Below are 16,966 nucleotides of genomic sequence, written 5' to 3'. Positions count from 1 at the left end.
GGTTACCAGCACACAGCCTTCACGATTCTGCATGGTCCAGCACCCCTCACGCTCAATTGATCTGATCGTGCGCAGGCACTGCCTTGCTGAGGTCGCTTGCACGGGGCTCGACCTTCTGCAGCGTCACCGGCACGCACTTGGCGGCAGGCACCTTGCTGCGTTCAGCGTGGTGCCACAGCGGGATCAGCGGATTGCACTCAGGGTAATAGGCGCCCGCACAGCCTTCGGGAATGTCATAGGCGATGATCTGCAAAGGACCGACTTCTCGCACGACCTGGGGCTCGACAGCAGTGCGTAGCAGCACCCAGTCCCCTGCAGCCAAACCCAACCGAACCACATCGCTGCGATTGAGGAACACGACGCTGCGGGTGCCTTTTACCCCACGAAAACGGTCGTCGTAGCCATAGACAGTAGTGTTGAACTGGTCATTGCTGCGCAGCGTCATCAATTGCAGCACATCATGCGCCAAGACAGCGGGCTGCAAGTCGTCGTCCTCATCAAGCCGCTGGGGCGCCACGAACTGGGCTTTGCCAGACGGGGTCTGCCACTCCCGTTTAGCCGCCGGCAGGGGCCTATGGAAACCGCCGTGCTCCCACATGCGTGTTTCCATGTTGTGAAATATCTCGGGGTAGACCTGGCTGATCGCTTCGCGGATCAATGCATAGTCGTGGCGCCAAGCATCCCAGTCGACAGTCGTTCGCTGATCCAGGGTCGCTTCGGCCAACCCGGCAATAATCGCCACTTCGGAGCGGAGGTGTTCACTGGCTGGCTCATTGCGGCCCTGCCAGGCGCGGATGCAGCCGGTACTGTCCTCGGTGGTATAGACCTGCTCTACACCCTCCTGACGATCAGCTTCTATGTGCCCAAGACAGGGCAACAACCAGCCATGTCGCCCCGGGAACAGATGCGTGCGATTAAGCTTGGTCGCCACCTGGACGTTCAGCGTAAGCGTCTGCCAGGCCGCCTCCATGCACTGGGTGTCGGGAATCGCCCGCAGGAAGTTGCCACCCAGGCCGATGAAAGCCTTGACCTTGCCCTCGACGAGCGCTTGGCAGCAGTCCACCGTGGCCATGCCCTTGTTCGGTGGAACCTGCACGCCAAACAGTGCTTGCAGTTTTTCACCCGGAACCTTTGCCGGGTCCTCCGTGATACCGACCGTGCGCTGGCCTTGCACATTGGAGTGCCCGCGCACGGGACAGATGCCTGCGCCGGGCTTGCCGATGTTGCCGCGCAATAGCAGCAGGTTGACCAGCATCTGCACGTTGTCGACACCGCGTCGGTGCTGGGTCATGCCCATCCCGTAGATGATCATGACCTTGCTGCTACGGGCATAGACGGTAGCTGCAGCTTCCATCGCAGCACGCTCGAGGCCGGACTGACGCTCCAGGGTCGCCCACTCATGGCGCTGAACTTCTTCTCGCAGCGCGTTCAACCCATCGGTATGTGCCTGGATGAACGCATGGTCGAGCACAGCCGGCTTGCCCTCGTCACTTGCCTGTTGTTCCATCGCAAGCAGGGCCTTGATGATCCCCATCACTGCTGCCAGGTCGCCCCCTACCTTGACCTGATGATACTGGGTACTGATCACAGTCGATTCAGGCCCCAGCATTTCACTGGGGGATTGAGGGTTGACGAAGCGCTCAAGCCCTCGCTCGCGCAGTGGATTGAAGGTGATGATGGGCACATTGCGCTTGCGCGCTTCCTGCAGCGGGTGAAGCATTCGCGGGCTGTTGCTGCCTACGTTCTGGCCGAAGAAGAAAATGCAGTCGGTGTGTTCAAAATCTTCCAGCGTGACGGTGCCGACGGGTACACCAATACTCTCCTGCAGTCCGACCGACGTGCTCTCATGACACATGTTCGAGCTGTCGGGGAGGTTGTTCGTGCCGTAGGCGCGGGCGAACAGCTGGTACATGAACGAGGCTTCCAGCGATGCCCTGCCCGAGGCATAGAACACCGTTTCGTCCGGGCTCAGGGCTTGCAACTGTTGGCCGATCTGCTGGTACGCCTCTGCCCAGGTGGTAACTTGGTAACGGTCGCTAGCCGGGTCGTAGCGCATGGGGTGGGTCAGCCGGCCTTGCTGCTCCAAGGCGTAATCGGTCCATGTGCGCAGCGCTGAGAGGGTATGGGTGGCAAAAAAATCCGGGCCGGTGCGGTGGCGGGTAAGTTCCCAGGCGGTGGCCTTGGCGCCGTTCTCGCAGAACTCTAGCGCGTGTGGGTTGCCTGGCTTGGCCCAGGCACAGCTGACGCAGGCGAAGCCTTTGGGTTTGTTTTGCCTGACCAGCGCCATGGGTGCTGTTGTAATGGCCTGTTCCCGCCAGAGTATGGTCATGACAGAGCGCGCCGACCCCCAACCGCCTGCTGCATCTTCATAGGGCTTGTATCGCGCTTGAGGGTAGATGAGCGACATGGCCGCCTCGCTGTAGTTATGTCTGAATATTTCGAGGTGGGATGGGAGAGGGAAGTTCAAGCGAGCATGGTGTTTGCTGGCTGAGTGGGCGTGGGGTGGGAGCGTCTTCTCAAAGGGGTCGCTGCAAATTGGTCTTTTCTGAGATCGATCCGATAACGCCAGGGGCCGCTGTGCGGCCCATCGCGGCACGCTCCCACATGGGGGATAAGGGTACCTAGGGGCGATATTCAATTCTTAGTTATTCGATATGGACACGCTTACAAACTACTTCCAACATAGTTGTCATCGTCGTCACCGCTGTCGCTGTGGATCTTGATCTTGATCTTGATCTTGATCTTGATCTTGATCTTGATCTTGATCTTGATCTTGATCTTGATCTTGATCTTGATCTTGATCTTGATCTTGATCTTGATCTTGATCTTGATCTTCGCGACTTCAGAAGGCCGAACGCAGGTCTTGCGGAGGGAGGTGACAGGCATGGATGCCTGTCAAGCGCTGGGCCCCAGGATGGGGCCTACAGCGCGGTCCTCCCGGGAGCAAGACCGGAGTGAGGGAACCCCGAAGCGCAGCGTAGGGGCCGTATGAACGGAGCGCAGCCTTTTTTGGTTACTTTTTGTGGCGTTTGACAAAAAGTAACTCGCCGTAAGGGCGAAAAGGTGATTAAGCGTCGCCATCGCAAATGGACTATGCGCTCTATCAATACCCACACCAACCCAATCAAACTTCAAACTTCAAACTTCAAAGCGTTGGCGCATATATCGAGTTGGTATTCATTGGCGCGAGTGGCGCACAGTCACCCTTCCGCCCTTACGGCGGCTCACTTTTTGTCTTGGCAAAAAGTAAGCAAAAACCGCCTGCTCCTATCATCCGGCCCCTACGCTACGCTCCGGGGTCCCCTCGCTCCGGGCTTGCTCCCGGGAGGACCGCGCTGCAGGCCCCATCCTGGGGCCCAGCGCTTGACAGGCATCCATGCCTGTCACCTCCCTCCGCAAGCCCTGCGCTCGGCCTCCTGAAGTCGCGATCTGCGGCGCCTGGGCTACCGCGCGCTTAGAAGCAAGAGCAAAAGCAAGAGCAACTGCAACTGCAACTGCAACTGCAACTGCAACTGCAACTGCAACTGCAAGCCGCGCGCCCTGCAAGATGTATTGCAACTGAAATTAGTCTTGTAGGGCCATAGAATATCACCCTAGCCAAGGCTCATCCCCAACAACCCTGGTGAATCATCGTGCTCGTTCGTTCATATAAAAAAGCGGCGGAATAACCCGCGATCACGCCTAGGACGAACGGACACGCCATGACACTTCGCACCCAATCACTTTCACGTACCCAGATATTGCGCCTAACCTTGCTAGCCGTTGCCCTCTCACCGCTTGACCACCTACCCGCCCTGGCAGCTGATCAGGTGAAGACCATCAGCCACGATATCGCCCCCGGCCCCCTCGACAGCGTACTGAACGCATACGCCCAGCGCGCCGCCCTTTCGGTGTCGTTCGATCGTAACGCCCTCGCCGACCTGCGCTCGAGCGGCCTGCAAGGACGCTACGGCGAATGGGAAGGGCTTAATCACCTGTTGCAAGGCACTGGCCTGCGCCTTAGTCGCGACACCAATGGTGGCTACCTAGTGCTCCCCCCCGCCCCGAGCAACAGCGGGGCGATGGAACTGACCGCCCTGAGCATTTCCGGCAAGGCCCCCGGCGCACTCACCGAAGGTTCAGGCGCCTACACGACCGAATCGTCCAGCAGCTCCACGCGCCTGAACCTGTCACTCAAGCAAACCCCACAATCGATCACGGTCCTGACGCGCCAGCGCCTGGACGACCAGAAGCTCGATACCCTCACCGACGCACTGGACGCAACCACCGGCATCACCGTCATTCGCGAAAGTCTGGGCGCCGACAGTACGGCGTACCTGTCACGGGGCTTTGCCATCCGCAACTTCGAGATCGACGGCGTCCCCACGTCGGCGAACATGGACAACTACACCCAGAACACGGCCATGTACGACCGCGTGGAAATCGTGCGCGGCGCCACGGGCCTGATCAGCGGCATGGGCAACCCATCGGCCACCATCAACCTGATTCGCAAACGCCCCACCGTTGATCCTCACGTGCAACTGAGCGCCGAGGCTGGTAGCTGGGATCGCTATGGCCTGGGTGTTGACGTGAGCGGCGCGCTCGATGAAAGCGGCAGGCTGCGCGGCCGCCTGGTGGCCGATCACAAGGACCAGCACGCCTGGATCGACCGCTTTAGCCAAGCAATCTCGACCCTATATGGCATTACCGAACTGGACCTGAGCGACACGACCCTGCTGACGTTGGGCCTCAGCCATCAGGTCACCCACAGTACCGCCCCCATTCGCACCGGCTTCCCGCTGTTCACCACGGACGGGGCACGCACACATTTCTCCCGCTCGTTCAATACCGCGCCAAACTGGAGCTACTATGATCGGCAGCAAAGTACTCTCTTCACCTCGCTTGAACATCAGTTCGCCAACGGGTGGAGCGGCAAGGTGGAGTACACCCACGCGCGCAACGACTACGACACCGTGATCGCCTACGTCGATGGCGAAATCGACCCAGCAACCGGTGCCGGTGCAACGATCAACCCGACACGCTGGAAGGCAGCGCCCATCCAGGACAGCCTGGACGCCTATCTCACCGGCACCTTCGACGCCCTGGGGCGCGAGCACGAATTGATCGGCGGCGTGACCCTGTCGCGGACCGAGGAAAGAGGCACCTCCAACTTCGGCGGCTGGCAGAGCGCTCGAACAGGCTACGACGACACCATCGACAACATCTTCAACTGGAACGGGTCGTCCCCCAAGCCAGTGTTCACCCAAATCGGTACCACCGACATGACCGAAACCCAGTACGCCGGCTACTTGACCTCGCGGCTGCACCTGAGCGACGCCGCCAGGCTGATCCTCGGGGCGCGCGTGGTCGACTGGAACAGAGTGAACAAGAGCGCGCTCTATAGTGGCTCGCGTCAACGCACCGAGCGCACCGAAAATGGTGTGGTCATCCCCTATGCTGGGCTGGTCTATGACCTGAACGATACTTGGGCTGCCTACGCCAGCTATACCCAAATCTTCAACCCGCAAGGTAACCAGATCCGCGACGTCAAGGGCTCGCCCCTCGACCCACAGGAAGGCACAGGCTACGAAGTAGGATTGAAAGCCGACCTGCTCGACGAACGCCTGACCGCGAGCCTGGCCCTGTTCCGAGTAGAGCAGGACAACCTGGCAATCGCCGATGGGCGCCTGCTCCAGCCCAACGGGTTTCAGGCGTATCGCGCCGAGAGCGGCACCACGAGCGAAGGTGTGGAGCTTGAGGTCAACGGTGAGCTGGCTGAAGGCTGGCAGGTCACGGCGGGCTATTCCTACAACGTCAGCTTCGATACCAACGACGAGCGCATCGTCACCGAGATTCCGCGCAACAGCGTGAAGCTGTTCACCACTTACCGCCTGCCGGGTGGGCTGGATAAATGGACTGTCGGCGGCGGGTTCAACTGGCAAAGTGAAACGGGCTACGCCTTGAGCTACGCCACCACCCAGAGCAGTTATGCGCTGGTCAACCTGATGACTCGCTACCAGGTCACTCCACAGCTTTCAGCCAGTGTGAACGTCAGTAACCTGTTCGACAGGCACTACCTGACGACCACGGCGGGTGGCATCTACGGCGCCCCACGCAACGTCATGACAACGCTGCGCTACAACTTCTGAGGCCCACACCCGCCAGCGGATAAGCGGGCCCATCAATGACGGGCCCGGTAGTCACGCCAGTTCTCCCTCCCAGGGATGCTCCAGCAGCAGCCGCAAGGTCAATGACAGGGTCAGCTGGCGCTCGGCCGCGCTGCGCTCATCGGCAAGTTTACCCACGGCCTCGATGATCTGCTGCTCGGTCATACCTTCCTGGCCCTGCAAAAGTGCCTCGAGCTGGACGTGGTAGGGCTGGTTCAATGTCTCGTATTCGTTTGCATACGAAGTGCGCACAAAATCCATCCAAAACGTGCGCTGCAGTAGCGAATCGGCAATCCGCGCGTTGCTTTCAGCCAGCAGAATACTGCGTGCGGCTTCACGCAGACGCACATCGTCGACGTCGGAAAATACCCGGTGATACATGTAGCGTGATTGAGCCGGCAGTCCCAACGGCCGGACCAACCCTGCCCGATATGCCAGGTGTATCTCCACTTCATCGATCAGGCCGTAGGGGTTGCTGGCCCGCTCGCTGGCAATGTGCTGGGCTGCGACACGATCCACCTCGTCCAGGCGATACAGCTCGCGGCCAATGCGCACGAGAGCAGGCGCCGTGTCTGCGGCGGCAAGCCCTGCGGTGCGGGTCGCGACCAAGGCACGCACCTCGAACAGGCTAAGCATCAGCAGCATCTGATCAGCACAGGTGCGCGGGCCCGCTGCCTGCTGGAAGACAGCTTCACGGACCTGCGAATGCTCGACACACACCTCGATCAACGCCCAGATGCGCCTGCGCAGATCGATGCCTTGAAAGTCATAGTCGTTCGAGCGCCCAAGGTCGTTGAAGAACCGCATCAGGTCATCGCTGCCAGGCTCGTCGGTCAGCGCCGCCCAATGCTCGGAGCGAATCCCACGCTCCTCAGGGCTGGAGTCCGCCAACCAGCGCTCAAGGGATTCTTGCCCGCCAGGGCCATGACGGCGCACAGGCAAGGCCGTTGCCCCGACTTCGCCCAGCGTGCTGCGTAGCGCGGTCTGGGTGGGTTCGGGCACAGGGTTATCGTGCAGGCTTAGCCCAGCCAGACGCCGGTGGGAGTGAGCAAGGGTCGGGCTCATGCCCGCGATATGGTTGTCGCGAAGGTCGATGTCTTCCAACGCGGGGTGCATGTATACCTCTATCGGCAACTCGTTCAAGCCCGTGCCACGCAAGTGCAGCCGTTGTAGATCCAGCAACCGTCCCAGCGGTGGCAGCCGATCGATAGGGTTATGCGACAGGTCAAGGATGCGCAACCTGGTCAATGCACTGAGCCTGGCCAGGCCTGCGTCGTCGATCACGATCTGGTTGCGCGTCAGGCGCAGCTCGGTGAGCTGGGTCAGTGCCTGCAAGCCTTCTGGAACACTGCTTAGCAAGTTGTGGCTCAAGTCCAGGGTGCGTACATTGGGGAATCGCTGGAGAAACCCCTCGGTGATGCCCGACAAGTAGGCGCGGCGAATTGTCAGGTGGGTGACGTGATCGAACGACGCTTGCTCAGGCAACAGCGGAAGACTTTCGATGCGCTCGCTGTCGATGACCAGGCGGTACTCGCCATCGGCATCGGGTCGCTTACGCCGCCAGCATTGGCGGATGCGACGAGCAATCTGTCGACGGCGCTCAGGCAAAGGCGCAGTGGTTGCTTCTCGGCGCCAGGCTGCCAGGTTTTCACCCAGATCGACAAGGCACTGCTGCAATTGGCGCAGGTGATCCCACGGTTGCTCGCCCTGCAACCGCACCCGCTCAAGATACACTTCGATTTCCATCTCGTTCAGCGTCGGGAAGATCTGCTGGTAGCCGCGAAGCATGGCTTGCCGCGACCCTTCCGGACGGCCACTCAGCCTATAGCCGATACGTCCATCGCCAAGGCGCATCGCGGGCCTTGGCTTGCCCACCGGCACCATGCCCAAGAGCCGCGCAGCCTGTGTCCGGTCAGCAAAAGCACGGTCTGCCAGCGCGCTGGCAAGATCGGCCGGGGCCCCCGAGGCCGCCCCCATGGCAACGCGCTGCTTGGGGTCAAGGGTGCGCAGCAATGCCTGGAAAAAATCATCACTGGCCACAGCACCGTGCAGGGGACGTCCTGCATGATCGGTTATCAGGTACCCCTGTGCCTTATGAATCAGGCAGCGGGTCTCGGGTGCCGTGTCAGCGCCTACGCTGGCTCGCATATCGCCCCCGAATTGCGCCTCGTGCACTTCTATCTTGACTGCCGCAGCCCAAGGCCAGTCGCGGTGCAGCAATGCCAAAGCCAACCGCTCGGTATCCCTGTTAACGGCGTTGGCCTGCTCGAAACCGGCACACGCACGATCCAGGCGTGCGTCATGCAACGCCCATCGTGCCCGCTCGGCCAGCGCAAGCGGCACTTTGCGTTGCTCCAGCAACTGCCTGAGCTCGGTATCGCCCGCGGCCGTGAGCAACTCCCGGCCAGCGCGCGTGGAAAGTGCTGGAAAATCGCGATGCAGCGGCTCGGCCGCCAGCGCGGGCACTTCCTGTGCCTCATGCCAATGCGCTTCGAAGGCTTGTCCACGCAGGCGGGGGAACGCTCGATGCAGCTCGTATCTGTGCACGGCATCACACAACCGCGCAGGTGCAGGTGCGTTTTCAAGATGCAAGCGACGCAACGCGGCTTCGTCCAGCCCTACACTGCGCAGCACCGCGCGCACCGCTGCTGGGCTAACCGAACTCAGGTTCGAGCCCAGACGCGCCACCAGCATGCCGACGTCGGACCACTCCTGAGGGCGCTCCAGTGCATGGCGCATCCCGCCCGCCTCATTGTCTTCCAGGCTAACTGCAGGGGCTTGGACACGCTGCGGATGCTCAATCGTCGCGCGATACTCACTAGGCCCCAACCTGTAGGCACTGCCCTCTACGGCCACGTGTAAACGCCCATTGAGCAAACCCCGCTGCCCGGCCATCAGGTGCGAGTCGGGAACCGCATAACCTGGCAGGTCGACCCGGGCCAGGCGCTGCTCGCCCGCAGGCGTCAGCACAGGTGCCAGTTCATCGATGACGCCCTCTCGCGCCAGCATCCGGCCCGTGGCTGCACCAACAGCGGCGCCTACCCCAATCATGACGACGTTTTGCGCCACCGACATCAGATGACCGAGCGCTGCCTCTCGATCGCCAAGCGCCCACTCGTGGTAGCCATCGATCACGTCATCGGTAACCTGGCGCGCCGCCAGTGCGAGCAAGGGCAACCCGAGCTCGGGTACGAAGAAACTGGCCAAGCCCAGCAGGTCCAGCCCAAGACCCTTGAGTAAGTGGTTACGCCGGTCGCGCGCTTGACTGTCCACCGCCGTGCTGGGCACAGCCAGGGACTGCGCGTCCTCGAGCAGGGTATCGACCTGGACGCTGCGCAGGTGCGCGATCAGTGCACCGTGGATGACTTGGTGGCGACCGTCCAGTTCGATGGGGTCCTCAGCCGCTGCGCTGCCCAGCGCATGCTGGAAGCGCTGGCTGAAATGCAGGCGATCATGCTCCTTGATGAAGCGCTGGAAGAACTGCCGGTACGCAGGGTCGCGCAAACGCGTGCCAAGGCTGCGAAACAACTGCGACCACGAAGGGTAAGCGCCAATGGCGCCATGGGGATCGTCAGGTATCCACACGATCAGGTTCTGTGGCGCGGATGAGCCGTGCTCAGACGCAGGTTCGAACACCGTAACACCGGTCACCACTCGGCCAAACAGCCGAATTTCGCTGAACGCGCCTGGCAGTGGCTCGACAGCGCCGGCTACAGCACTGACCAGGCGATCAAGCTCCGCACCCTTCACGACGCCCTGTAGCCGCGCGAGCTCTACAGCGGCCAGTAGGCTGCGGCGCCACCCCTCTTCAAGGTCCGCGTTGACTTCGCGTCGGCGCTTGTCGTCGGCAAACAGCACCTGCTTGAGGTGCTGCTGGTAAGCAGCGCCCAGGTCCAAGGACCGACAGACCCCCGCGAAAGCCCGCGGACGCAAGGGGAGCACCGTCCCATCCGCATCCAGCACGTTCGACTGTGGCAACCAGGCTACCTCGGCGGTCTCTCGCCGATCAAAATTGTGCAACGCACAGGCCAGCAAGGGTTGCTCCAGCGTCTTGGGAACCACGCGATCAGGAATGGCGGTTACACCGGACGGGTAACGTACATGCACCACGCGATGAAGCCTGGCAGCTCGGACGTCCACCGGCCGGTGCAAGAGCCTTTGCAATGCCGCCTCAAGTAATGTGCTGGCGAAGTCGTCCAGAGGCTGCACTTGGGCGAAAACGGCCTGAACCTGCTCACGCGCCCGTTGCTGGTCAAGCAGCGCCTGATGCAGGACTTGGAGCTGCTCGACCGTGGCATCAGTCAACCAGGGCGGCAGTCGGTCGGCGATGAATGCATCCACGGAATCATCGGAGAACGGCGAGTTTGTCATGAAGCACCTGTGAGTCGCAAAAGCGTCACTCAGCCAGCTTCGAGACCTGTCTTTGAGGTAGTTGTCTAACGCCACCCACATGCAGCGCGGTGCTTAGCCCGGCGTCACCAACCTCAGTCTCCCCACACGTGGCCAGTTGCGCTACAATCGCGCCCGGGTGCTAGCTGCTTGGGGCAGTGAAGCAGGTTAAACAAGCTACGCAGGTCGGGCCGCCATGCGAGAGTTATTGCGCCTATGCAAAACACGATAGTCCCCAAAGCACAGCAACTGGCCGAGCGCGCGCTGGCCAGCCTCGAACGTTTCCTGCACATCGAAGCCGTCAGTGGTGTGGTACTGCTGATCGCCGCCATCGCCGCCCTGATCTGGGCCAACTCCCCGGCCGCCGCCAGTTACGACGCCCTCTGGCATACGCCAATCACGCTGGGCATCGGCTCGCTGGTCTATTCCCAGTCCCTGCATTTCTGGATCAACGACGGCCTGATGACGATCTTCTTCCTCGTGGTCGGCATGGAGATTCGCCGCGAGATTCATGAAGGCGCCCTTTCCAGCCTGCGCCAGGCGTCCTTGCCCATGGTGGCAGCCATGGGCGGCGTCGCCGTGCCTGCCATGGTCTACCTGGGCTTCGGCCATGCGCCCAGCGAACAGCAAGGCTGGGCCGTGCCGACAGCCACCGATATCGCCTTTGCGGTCGGCGTATTGGCGTTGCTGGGCAAGTCGATCCCGTCGAATATTCGCGTCTTTCTGCTGGCCCTGGCGATCATCGACGACATCATCGCCGTGCTGATCATCGCCGTGTTCTATTCCGGTGGCCTGGACTACCTAGGCTTCGCTGTCGCGGCAGTGGGCGTGCTGCTGGTCCTGCTCATGCAGCGCATTGGCGTCGGCTCGGCCTTCGCCTACGTCATCCCAGGCGCGATCACATGGGTGGGTGTGCTGATGACCGGCGCCCACCCTACCCTGGCAGGCGTCGTACTCGGCCTGATGACCCCTGTCACCAGCCGACCCATGTGGGAGCGCCCCGTAGAAGCCGTGTCGCGCCTGAGCGATGAGGTAGTCGGCCGCGCCAAAGCCGCGGCCCAAGACGCAAGCGAACTGCTGACGCCCCTCAAGCAGCTGCGCGTGGCCCAACGTGAAGTGCTGCCGCCGGTGGTGCGTGTGCAAAGCGCGCTGCACCCTTGGGTGGCATTCGGGATCATGCCGCTGTTTGCCTTGGCGAATGCCGGGGTGAGCCTGTCGGGCGTCAACCTGGACAGCGAGACGCCGCGCTGGGTGATGGAGTCGGTGATGGCGGCGCTGGTCATCGGCAAACCAGTGGGCATCGTCGGCATCAGCTGGCTGATGGTGCGCCTGGGCGTGTGCTCGCTGCCGCCAGGGGTCAACTGGAGCGGCATCACCTTGATCGGGCTGCTGGCCGGCATTGGCTTCACCATGTCCATCTTCATCGCCAACCTGGCGTTCGCCAGCCCAGCGGCGCTGGGTGCGGCCAAGTTGGGCGTGCTGGCAGGCTCGGTGGTTGCGGCCACGCTGGGCCTGGCATGGGGCGCGTGGCGCGTGCGCGGTAAACACAGGTAGCGCCGACGCTGTTTCCCCATGCTCACGCGCATGGGGAAACACGCTTAAGGCTTGCCAACGGCCGCTCGTCGTCCCAATCATCGATCCGAGTCAACCCAGGGCAACGGGACCTTTCGAACAGGTACGAGCATTCTCAACTGCAGGAGCTTTTACCATGCGCGACTACCCTACCCCGCCCTTCCCCTCCCAACCCCAGACAGTGCCCGGCTCCCAGCCGAAAATGGACCCGATACCGGACTGCGGCGAGCAGACCTACGTCGGCCATGGCCGGCTCGAGGGCAAGAAAGCGCTGATTACTGGCGGCGACAGCGGCATTGGCCGCGCAGTGGCCATCGCCTATGCCCGTGAAGGCGCCGATGTCGCTATCTCCTACCTGGACGAACACGAAGACGCCAAGGAGACCGCGCGCTGGGTCGAGGCAGCCGGGCGCAAGTGCCTACTGCTGCCAGGCGATCTGGCGCAGAAGCAGCAATGCCATGCGATCGTGGAAAAAACCGTGTCCGAGTTCGGCCGCATCGACATCCTGGTCAACAACGCCGCCTTCCAGATGGCCCACGAAACGTTCGAGGAAATCGAAGACGACGAATGGGTGAAAACCTTCGACACCAACATCACGGCGATCTTCCGCATCTGCAAGGCCGCCTTGCCGTCCATGCCCAAAGGCAGCTCGATCATCAACACAAGCTCGGTCAACTCCGATGATCCGTCTTCCTCGCTGTTGGCCTATGCGGCGACCAAAGGCGCCATCGCCAACTTCTCCGCCGGGCTTGCGCAACTGCTGGCCAAAAAAGGGGTACGCGTCAACAGCGTAGCGCCAGGCCCGATCTGGACGCCGTTGATCCCCGCGACCATGCCCGACGAAGCAGTCAAGAATTTCGGCTCCAGCTACCCCATGGGCCGCCCGGGCCAACCGGTGGAAGTAGCCCCGATCTACGTGCTGCTGGGTTCGGACGAAGCGAGCTACATCAGCGGCTCGCGCTATGCAGTGACAGGCGGCAAGCCCATTCTCTGACTGACGCAGGGCTCTGCACCCGCAGAGCCCTCCACCACCTCACGGCATCAGAATCGCCTGAGCGTGGTCAATGCAAGGCACCGGCATGCTGTCCCTGCTCACCATGAGCCACTGGCGCATGCGAGCAGTGTCGAATATCTGGCCTTCTTCCATCATCGTCAGAATCAATGCCTGGGACATTCGGTAACACCCACACTGGGCGCACTGGCGCTGCTCCCACCCGCCGGCACATTCGACGGACTCTGCTTGTCCTGCGCATATCAGACAGCTCATGTAAGCCCCCTTGTTGTTCTTGTTCACCAACGCGTGGTCGCATGACCCACCCGACCCGGGCATGGCCAACTTCCATGAGATATCCGTGCCAACGCTTAAATTCCGTGAAATACGCTGCCCGATTGTCGGTCAGGTCAGCAGTTGACTGAGCACCGCGCGCAGTTTCCCGGGTTTTACCGGCTTGTTCAGTACCGGCATGCCCAGCGCCTGGAACGCCCGCCTGCCTTCGTCGCTGCGGTCTGCGGTAATGATGACCGCAGGGATCGTGCACCCGAATTGCTCACGCAACCGCTCAACCACGTCGCACCCCAAAACGCCATGATCCAGGTGATAGTCGGCCAAAATCAATTCTGGCGGCCGCCCCTGCAGCGCGATACAGGCCGCGTGCTGATCCAAAGCCGTGACGACCTCGCACCCCCATTGGCTCAACAAGGCGCCCATGCTGTGCAAGATACTCGACTCGTTATCCAGCACCAGCAGCCGCCGCCCCGGCAGTGGGTCCCCCATACTCGGCTGCAGGAGGACCACTGGGGTAGCAGCCGGCAGGCAACTTGCCATTGGCACCTCAATCGTGAACACCGACCCTCGTCCGGGCTGCGACCGCACCCGTACCGGATGCTCGAGTATCTTGGCGATGCGCTCGACGATCGCCAGGCCCAGGCCAACCCCCTTGCGCTCGGCTGCACGGCCCACATCCAACTGGTTGAACTCGAGGAAGATCGACTCCAGGCGATCTTCCGGGATACCGCGCCCGGTATCCCATACCTGCAGCGCCAGGTAATGGCCACGCCGCTGCGCCGCCAACAGCACGCCGCCCGTTGACGTGTAGCGGCAGGCATTGCTGAGAAAATTGCGCAGGATACGGGTCATCAGCCGCAGATCGGTGCCCACGGCAACGTCGGGAATGCGCGCCCTGAGCTTGAGCCCTGCGGCGTCGGCCACTGGTTCGAACTCCGACACCAGCGGCGCGAACACGGTGCTCAGGTGGTACACGCCCATGTCCGGCTTCACGGCGGCCTGATCAAGTCGCGAGATGTCCAACAGGTCAGTCAGCAGGTCTTCGGCCCCTTCCAAGGCCTGGTGAGTGCGCTCCACCAGCAGTTGTTCGGCCTGCGCAAGCGGCCGCTCGCGCAGGGTCGAGATCAGCAAGCGGGCGGCATTGAGCGGCTGCAGCAGGTCATGGCTGGCCGCCGCCAGGTACTTGTCTTTGCTGCGATTGGCCAGTTGTGCGGCGTCCCGGGCGTCGCGCAGGGCCCGGGCGATCTGCTTGCGTTCGGTGATCTGCTGGTGCAGGTTGCGATTGGCTTCGAGCAGTTGGTCGGTCCGGTCGGCCACCCGCTGCTCAAGCTCATCGTTGAGTTGCTGCAAGTGCTGCTGCGCCAGCTTGCGCTCGGTAATATCGGCCACGAACCCTTCCACCAAGCCCTCATGCCCGGGTTTGCGCAACAGGTTCATGAGCACGTCGATGTGGCTGCCATCACGGCGCCGCAGGCGGGTTTCGTAACCGTGCAGGCTATGCTCGCGCGCCAAGGTCGTGGTGATGGCGTGCAGTTCCTGAGCACCCCCGACGAAGAGGTTGGCGCCAAGGTCGGTCAACGAGAACAGTACGGCCTGAGGGTCGTCGTAGCCCAGCATCCGCGCCAGGGCCGGGTTGGCAGCACGCATGCCGTCCTGCAGGCTGGCCTGGAAGATGCCGTGAACGGCATTTTCGAACAACCACTTGTAGCGGTTGCGCTCAGCTTCCAGTTCCTCCAGCCGCGCGGCCAGCTCCGGGTAATGACTCTTGCGCGCGGACTGGTCGCCCAGCCCGAGCAGCCCGGCCAGTGCTCGCTGCTGCGCTTCAGAGGGCTTCGCCATAAACGACCTCGACGTCTCGCTGACTGGAGGCACGTGGGTTGGTCAGGATGCACGGATCGTCCATTGCGTGCTGCGACAGGAATGGAATATCGCTGGTGCGCACACCGTGCAGCCCGAGTGTTTCATGGAAGCCCATGGCGTATTTCAAGGCGATCAGGTGGTCGACCAGACGCGCGCAGATCTGCCGGTGGTTCAGGCCCCGGCAATCGATGCCCATCACCTCGGCAATCACCTTGAAACGCTCTGGCGCCGAGCTGTAGTTGAACGCCACCACATGCTCGACCAGCACCGCGTTGCACAGCCCGTGGGGCAGATCCAGGAAGCCGCCCAGGCTGTGGGACATCGCGTGCACGGCGCCGAGGATGGCATTGGAAAAGGCAAGCCCCGCCTGCATGCTGCCCAGCATGACTTTTTCGCGCAGGCCGATGTCGGTCGGATTGGCGATCATCTGCACCAGGTTGCCGTTGATCAGCCGCATGGCTTCAAGGGCATGGGGGTCGGTCAAGGGGCCGTGGCCGGTGGAGACGAACGCCTCGATCGCATGCACCAGGGCATCGATCCCGGTACAGGCCGACAGAAACGGGTCCATGCTCAGGGTGGTCTGCGGATCGATCAACGACACGTCGGGCACCACCGCCTTGCTGACGATGGAGAACTTCATGCGCTCCTGTTGGTTGGAGATGATCACGAACTGCGACACATCCGCCGAGGTGCCGGCCGTGGTCGGGATCAGGATCAGCGGGGGGCTGGGCACGCGGATCATATCCACACCCTCGAACTCGAGGATGCTGCGTCCGTGCGCCACCACGATGCCGATGGCCTTGCCGCAGTCCATCGGGCTGCCCCCGCCGACTGCGACGATGACATCGCAATGGTTTTGCCGGTAGATCTCGGCGCCGAGCATCACCTCCTCGACCCGGGGGTTGGGCGACACTGCGCTGTAGAGGCAATAGTCGATGCCCTGAGCTTGCAGGCTGGCCTCGACATCGGCCACCCACCCGGCAGCGATCACCCCGGGGTCGCTGACCACCAGCACCTTGCGGGCCCCGAAGGTCTTGGCGTAGTTGGCCACGTTATGCCGGCAGCCGGCACCGAAGATGATTTCAGGCGAAACGAATTTGCGTAGCGGGCTGAAACTCTGGCTCATGGGCAAGCCTGATCTTATTGTTCTGGAAGGTGAGTGCCAGCGTAATGCATCCATCCACGAAAGCAACCAGACCTAGGTGGCATCGTCGCTCACTCGACCCAGGCCCTGACCCTGGCGAGCTCGAGAAAGCCCAGCACATCCTCCTCAAGGCCTCGCACGTCCCCATAGCGCTGACGCAAGTGCTCGATCACAACGGCCACGCTGCGCTGCCCGTCCAGCAGTTCCAGCACCCAACCGGCACTGCTGGTCAGTTCGATGACCATGCCCGGGCATTGGAGCACATGCATGCCGGTACTCGGCTCCCAGCGCAAGCGTGCCCGCCGGTGCACTTGCAAGGCCTGCTGACGGCTGATCGGCTCCACGGCTCAACATGTTCCTGGCGGGTAGAAAGACGCCGGCCACCGCGAGGGTGGCCGGCGTGCGGATCAACGGTTAGCGAAGTACATCGTCACTTCAAAGCCAATGCGCAAGTCGGTGAAGGTGGGTTTGGTCCACATGGCGTGTCCTCTTCTTGGGCCGGACGATTCCGGTACAGCCATTAATGCACGGGCAGCCGCGGGGCCAAATGCTACTTTGGAACGAACTCAC

The 16,966-nt window shown here is 62.1% G+C and carries 11 protein-coding genes; 3 read left to right on the top strand and 8 right to left on the bottom strand.

Annotated features, from left to right (window positions below):
• Window positions 1–52 precede the first annotated feature (52 nt).
• Together MOP87_RS08830 and MOP87_RS08825 are read right to left on the bottom strand one after the other, a co-directional pair.
• Window positions 53–2,407 carry an FdhF/YdeP family oxidoreductase gene (locus MOP87_RS08830; protein ID WP_242810414.1) on the bottom strand — a complete coding sequence of 785 codons (2,355 nt, stop codon included), beginning with the start codon at window positions 2,405–2,407 and terminating at the stop codon, window positions 53–55.
• A gap of 257 nt (window positions 2,408–2,664) precedes the next feature.
• Window positions 2,665–2,886 (bottom strand): hypothetical protein, encoded by a 222-nt coding sequence (locus MOP87_RS08825; RefSeq protein ID WP_242810413.1) that lies wholly within the window; start codon window positions 2,884–2,886, stop codon window positions 2,665–2,667.
• 815 nt (window positions 2,887–3,701) lie between these two features.
• Between MOP87_RS08825 and MOP87_RS08820 the strand changes: the two genes are divergently transcribed.
• On the top strand, window positions 3,702–6,128 hold the full coding sequence (locus MOP87_RS08820) for a TonB-dependent receptor (RefSeq protein WP_242810412.1): 2,427 nt from the start codon (window positions 3,702–3,704) through the stop codon (window positions 6,126–6,128).
• 51 nt (window positions 6,129–6,179) lie between these two features.
• Here MOP87_RS08820 and MOP87_RS08815 read toward each other — a convergent pair whose 3' ends face one another.
• Entirely contained in the window at window positions 6,180–10,517 is a 4,338-nt protein-coding gene (locus MOP87_RS08815) for an NEL-type E3 ubiquitin ligase domain-containing protein (RefSeq protein ID WP_242810411.1), read from the bottom strand.
• A 234-nt stretch (window positions 10,518–10,751) separates the two neighbouring features.
• On the opposite strand from MOP87_RS08815, the gene nhaA reads away from it, so the two are divergent.
• Window positions 10,752–12,089: a Na+/H+ antiporter NhaA gene (nhaA, locus tag MOP87_RS08810; RefSeq protein WP_027914788.1), complete on the top strand. Its 1,338-nt coding sequence runs from the start codon at window positions 10,752–10,754 to the stop codon at window positions 12,087–12,089.
• 154 nt (window positions 12,090–12,243) lie between these two features.
• The gene (locus MOP87_RS08805) at window positions 12,244–13,101 is read left to right on the top strand and encodes an SDR family oxidoreductase (RefSeq protein ID WP_242810410.1); all 858 of its coding nucleotides are present in this window, start codon (window positions 12,244–12,246) and stop codon (window positions 13,099–13,101) included.
• 39 nt (window positions 13,102–13,140) lie between these two features.
• On the opposite strand, the gene MOP87_RS08800 is transcribed toward MOP87_RS08805, so the two are convergent.
• The 5 genes from MOP87_RS08800 to pqqA all read right to left on the bottom strand — a co-directional run bounded on the left by MOP87_RS08800 (window position 13,141) and on the right by pqqA (window position 16,875).
• On the bottom strand, window positions 13,141–13,281 hold the full coding sequence (locus MOP87_RS08800; RefSeq protein WP_165919249.1) for a hypothetical protein: 141 nt from the start codon (window positions 13,279–13,281) through the stop codon (window positions 13,141–13,143).
• 222 nt (window positions 13,282–13,503) lie between these two features.
• Complete coding sequence (locus MOP87_RS08795; RefSeq protein ID WP_242810409.1) at window positions 13,504–15,231, bottom strand: NahK/ErcS family hybrid sensor histidine kinase/response regulator; 1,728 nt, start codon at window positions 15,229–15,231, stop codon at window positions 13,504–13,506.
• Window positions 15,215–16,378 carry an alcohol dehydrogenase-like regulatory protein ErcA gene (ercA, locus tag MOP87_RS08790; protein WP_027914785.1) on the bottom strand — a complete coding sequence of 388 codons (1,164 nt, stop codon included), beginning with the start codon at window positions 16,376–16,378 and terminating at the stop codon, window positions 15,215–15,217. The genes MOP87_RS08795 and ercA overlap by 17 nt, the downstream gene beginning before the upstream one ends.
• An 89-nt stretch (window positions 16,379–16,467) precedes the next feature.
• On the bottom strand, window positions 16,468–16,740 hold the full coding sequence (gene pqqD / locus MOP87_RS08785; RefSeq protein WP_128610560.1) for a pyrroloquinoline quinone biosynthesis peptide chaperone PqqD: 273 nt from the start codon (window positions 16,738–16,740) through the stop codon (window positions 16,468–16,470).
• Window positions 16,741–16,803: 63 nt separating this feature from the next.
• The gene (pqqA, locus tag MOP87_RS08780) at window positions 16,804–16,875 is read right to left on the bottom strand and encodes a pyrroloquinoline quinone precursor peptide PqqA (protein ID WP_080672057.1); all 72 of its coding nucleotides are present in this window, start codon (window positions 16,873–16,875) and stop codon (window positions 16,804–16,806) included.
• Window positions 16,876–16,966 lie beyond the last annotated feature (91 nt).

The sequence above is a fragment of the Pseudomonas sp. I3-I5 genome (assembly GCF_022699445.1).
In the GTDB taxonomy this organism is placed as follows: domain Bacteria; phylum Pseudomonadota; class Gammaproteobacteria; order Pseudomonadales; family Pseudomonadaceae; genus Aquipseudomonas; species Aquipseudomonas fulva.
The sequence above is the reverse complement of the archived record's forward strand: the minus strand, read 5'-3'. Positions and strand labels throughout refer to the sequence as shown.

Excerpts from the sequence above, each read along its gene's own strand:
- MOP87_RS08820 (WP_242810412.1), top strand. The coding sequence starts at position 3,702 with ATGACACTTCGCACCCAATCACTTTCACGTACCCAGATATTGCGCCTA.
- MOP87_RS08805 (WP_242810410.1), top strand. The coding sequence starts at position 12,244 with ATGCGCGACTACCCTACCCCGCCCTTCCCCTCCCAACCCCAGACAGTG.
- MOP87_RS08830 (WP_242810414.1), bottom strand. The coding sequence starts at position 2,407 with ATGTCGCTCATCTACCCTCAAGCGCGATACAAGCCCTATGAAGATGCA.
- ercA (WP_027914785.1), bottom strand. The coding sequence starts at position 16,378 with ATGAGCCAGAGTTTCAGCCCGCTACGCAAATTCGTTTCGCCTGAAATC.
- nhaA (WP_027914788.1), top strand. The coding sequence starts at position 10,752 with ATGCAAAACACGATAGTCCCCAAAGCACAGCAACTGGCCGAGCGCGCG.
- MOP87_RS08800 (WP_165919249.1), bottom strand. The coding sequence starts at position 13,281 with ATGTCCCAGGCATTGATTCTGACGATGATGGAAGAAGGCCAGATATTC.
- MOP87_RS08825 (WP_242810413.1), bottom strand. The coding sequence starts at position 2,886 with ATGCCTGTCACCTCCCTCCGCAAGACCTGCGTTCGGCCTTCTGAAGTC.
- MOP87_RS08815 (WP_242810411.1), bottom strand. The coding sequence starts at position 10,517 with ATGACAAACTCGCCGTTCTCCGATGATTCCGTGGATGCATTCATCGCC.
- MOP87_RS08795 (WP_242810409.1), bottom strand. The coding sequence starts at position 15,231 with ATGGCGAAGCCCTCTGAAGCGCAGCAGCGAGCACTGGCCGGGCTGCTC.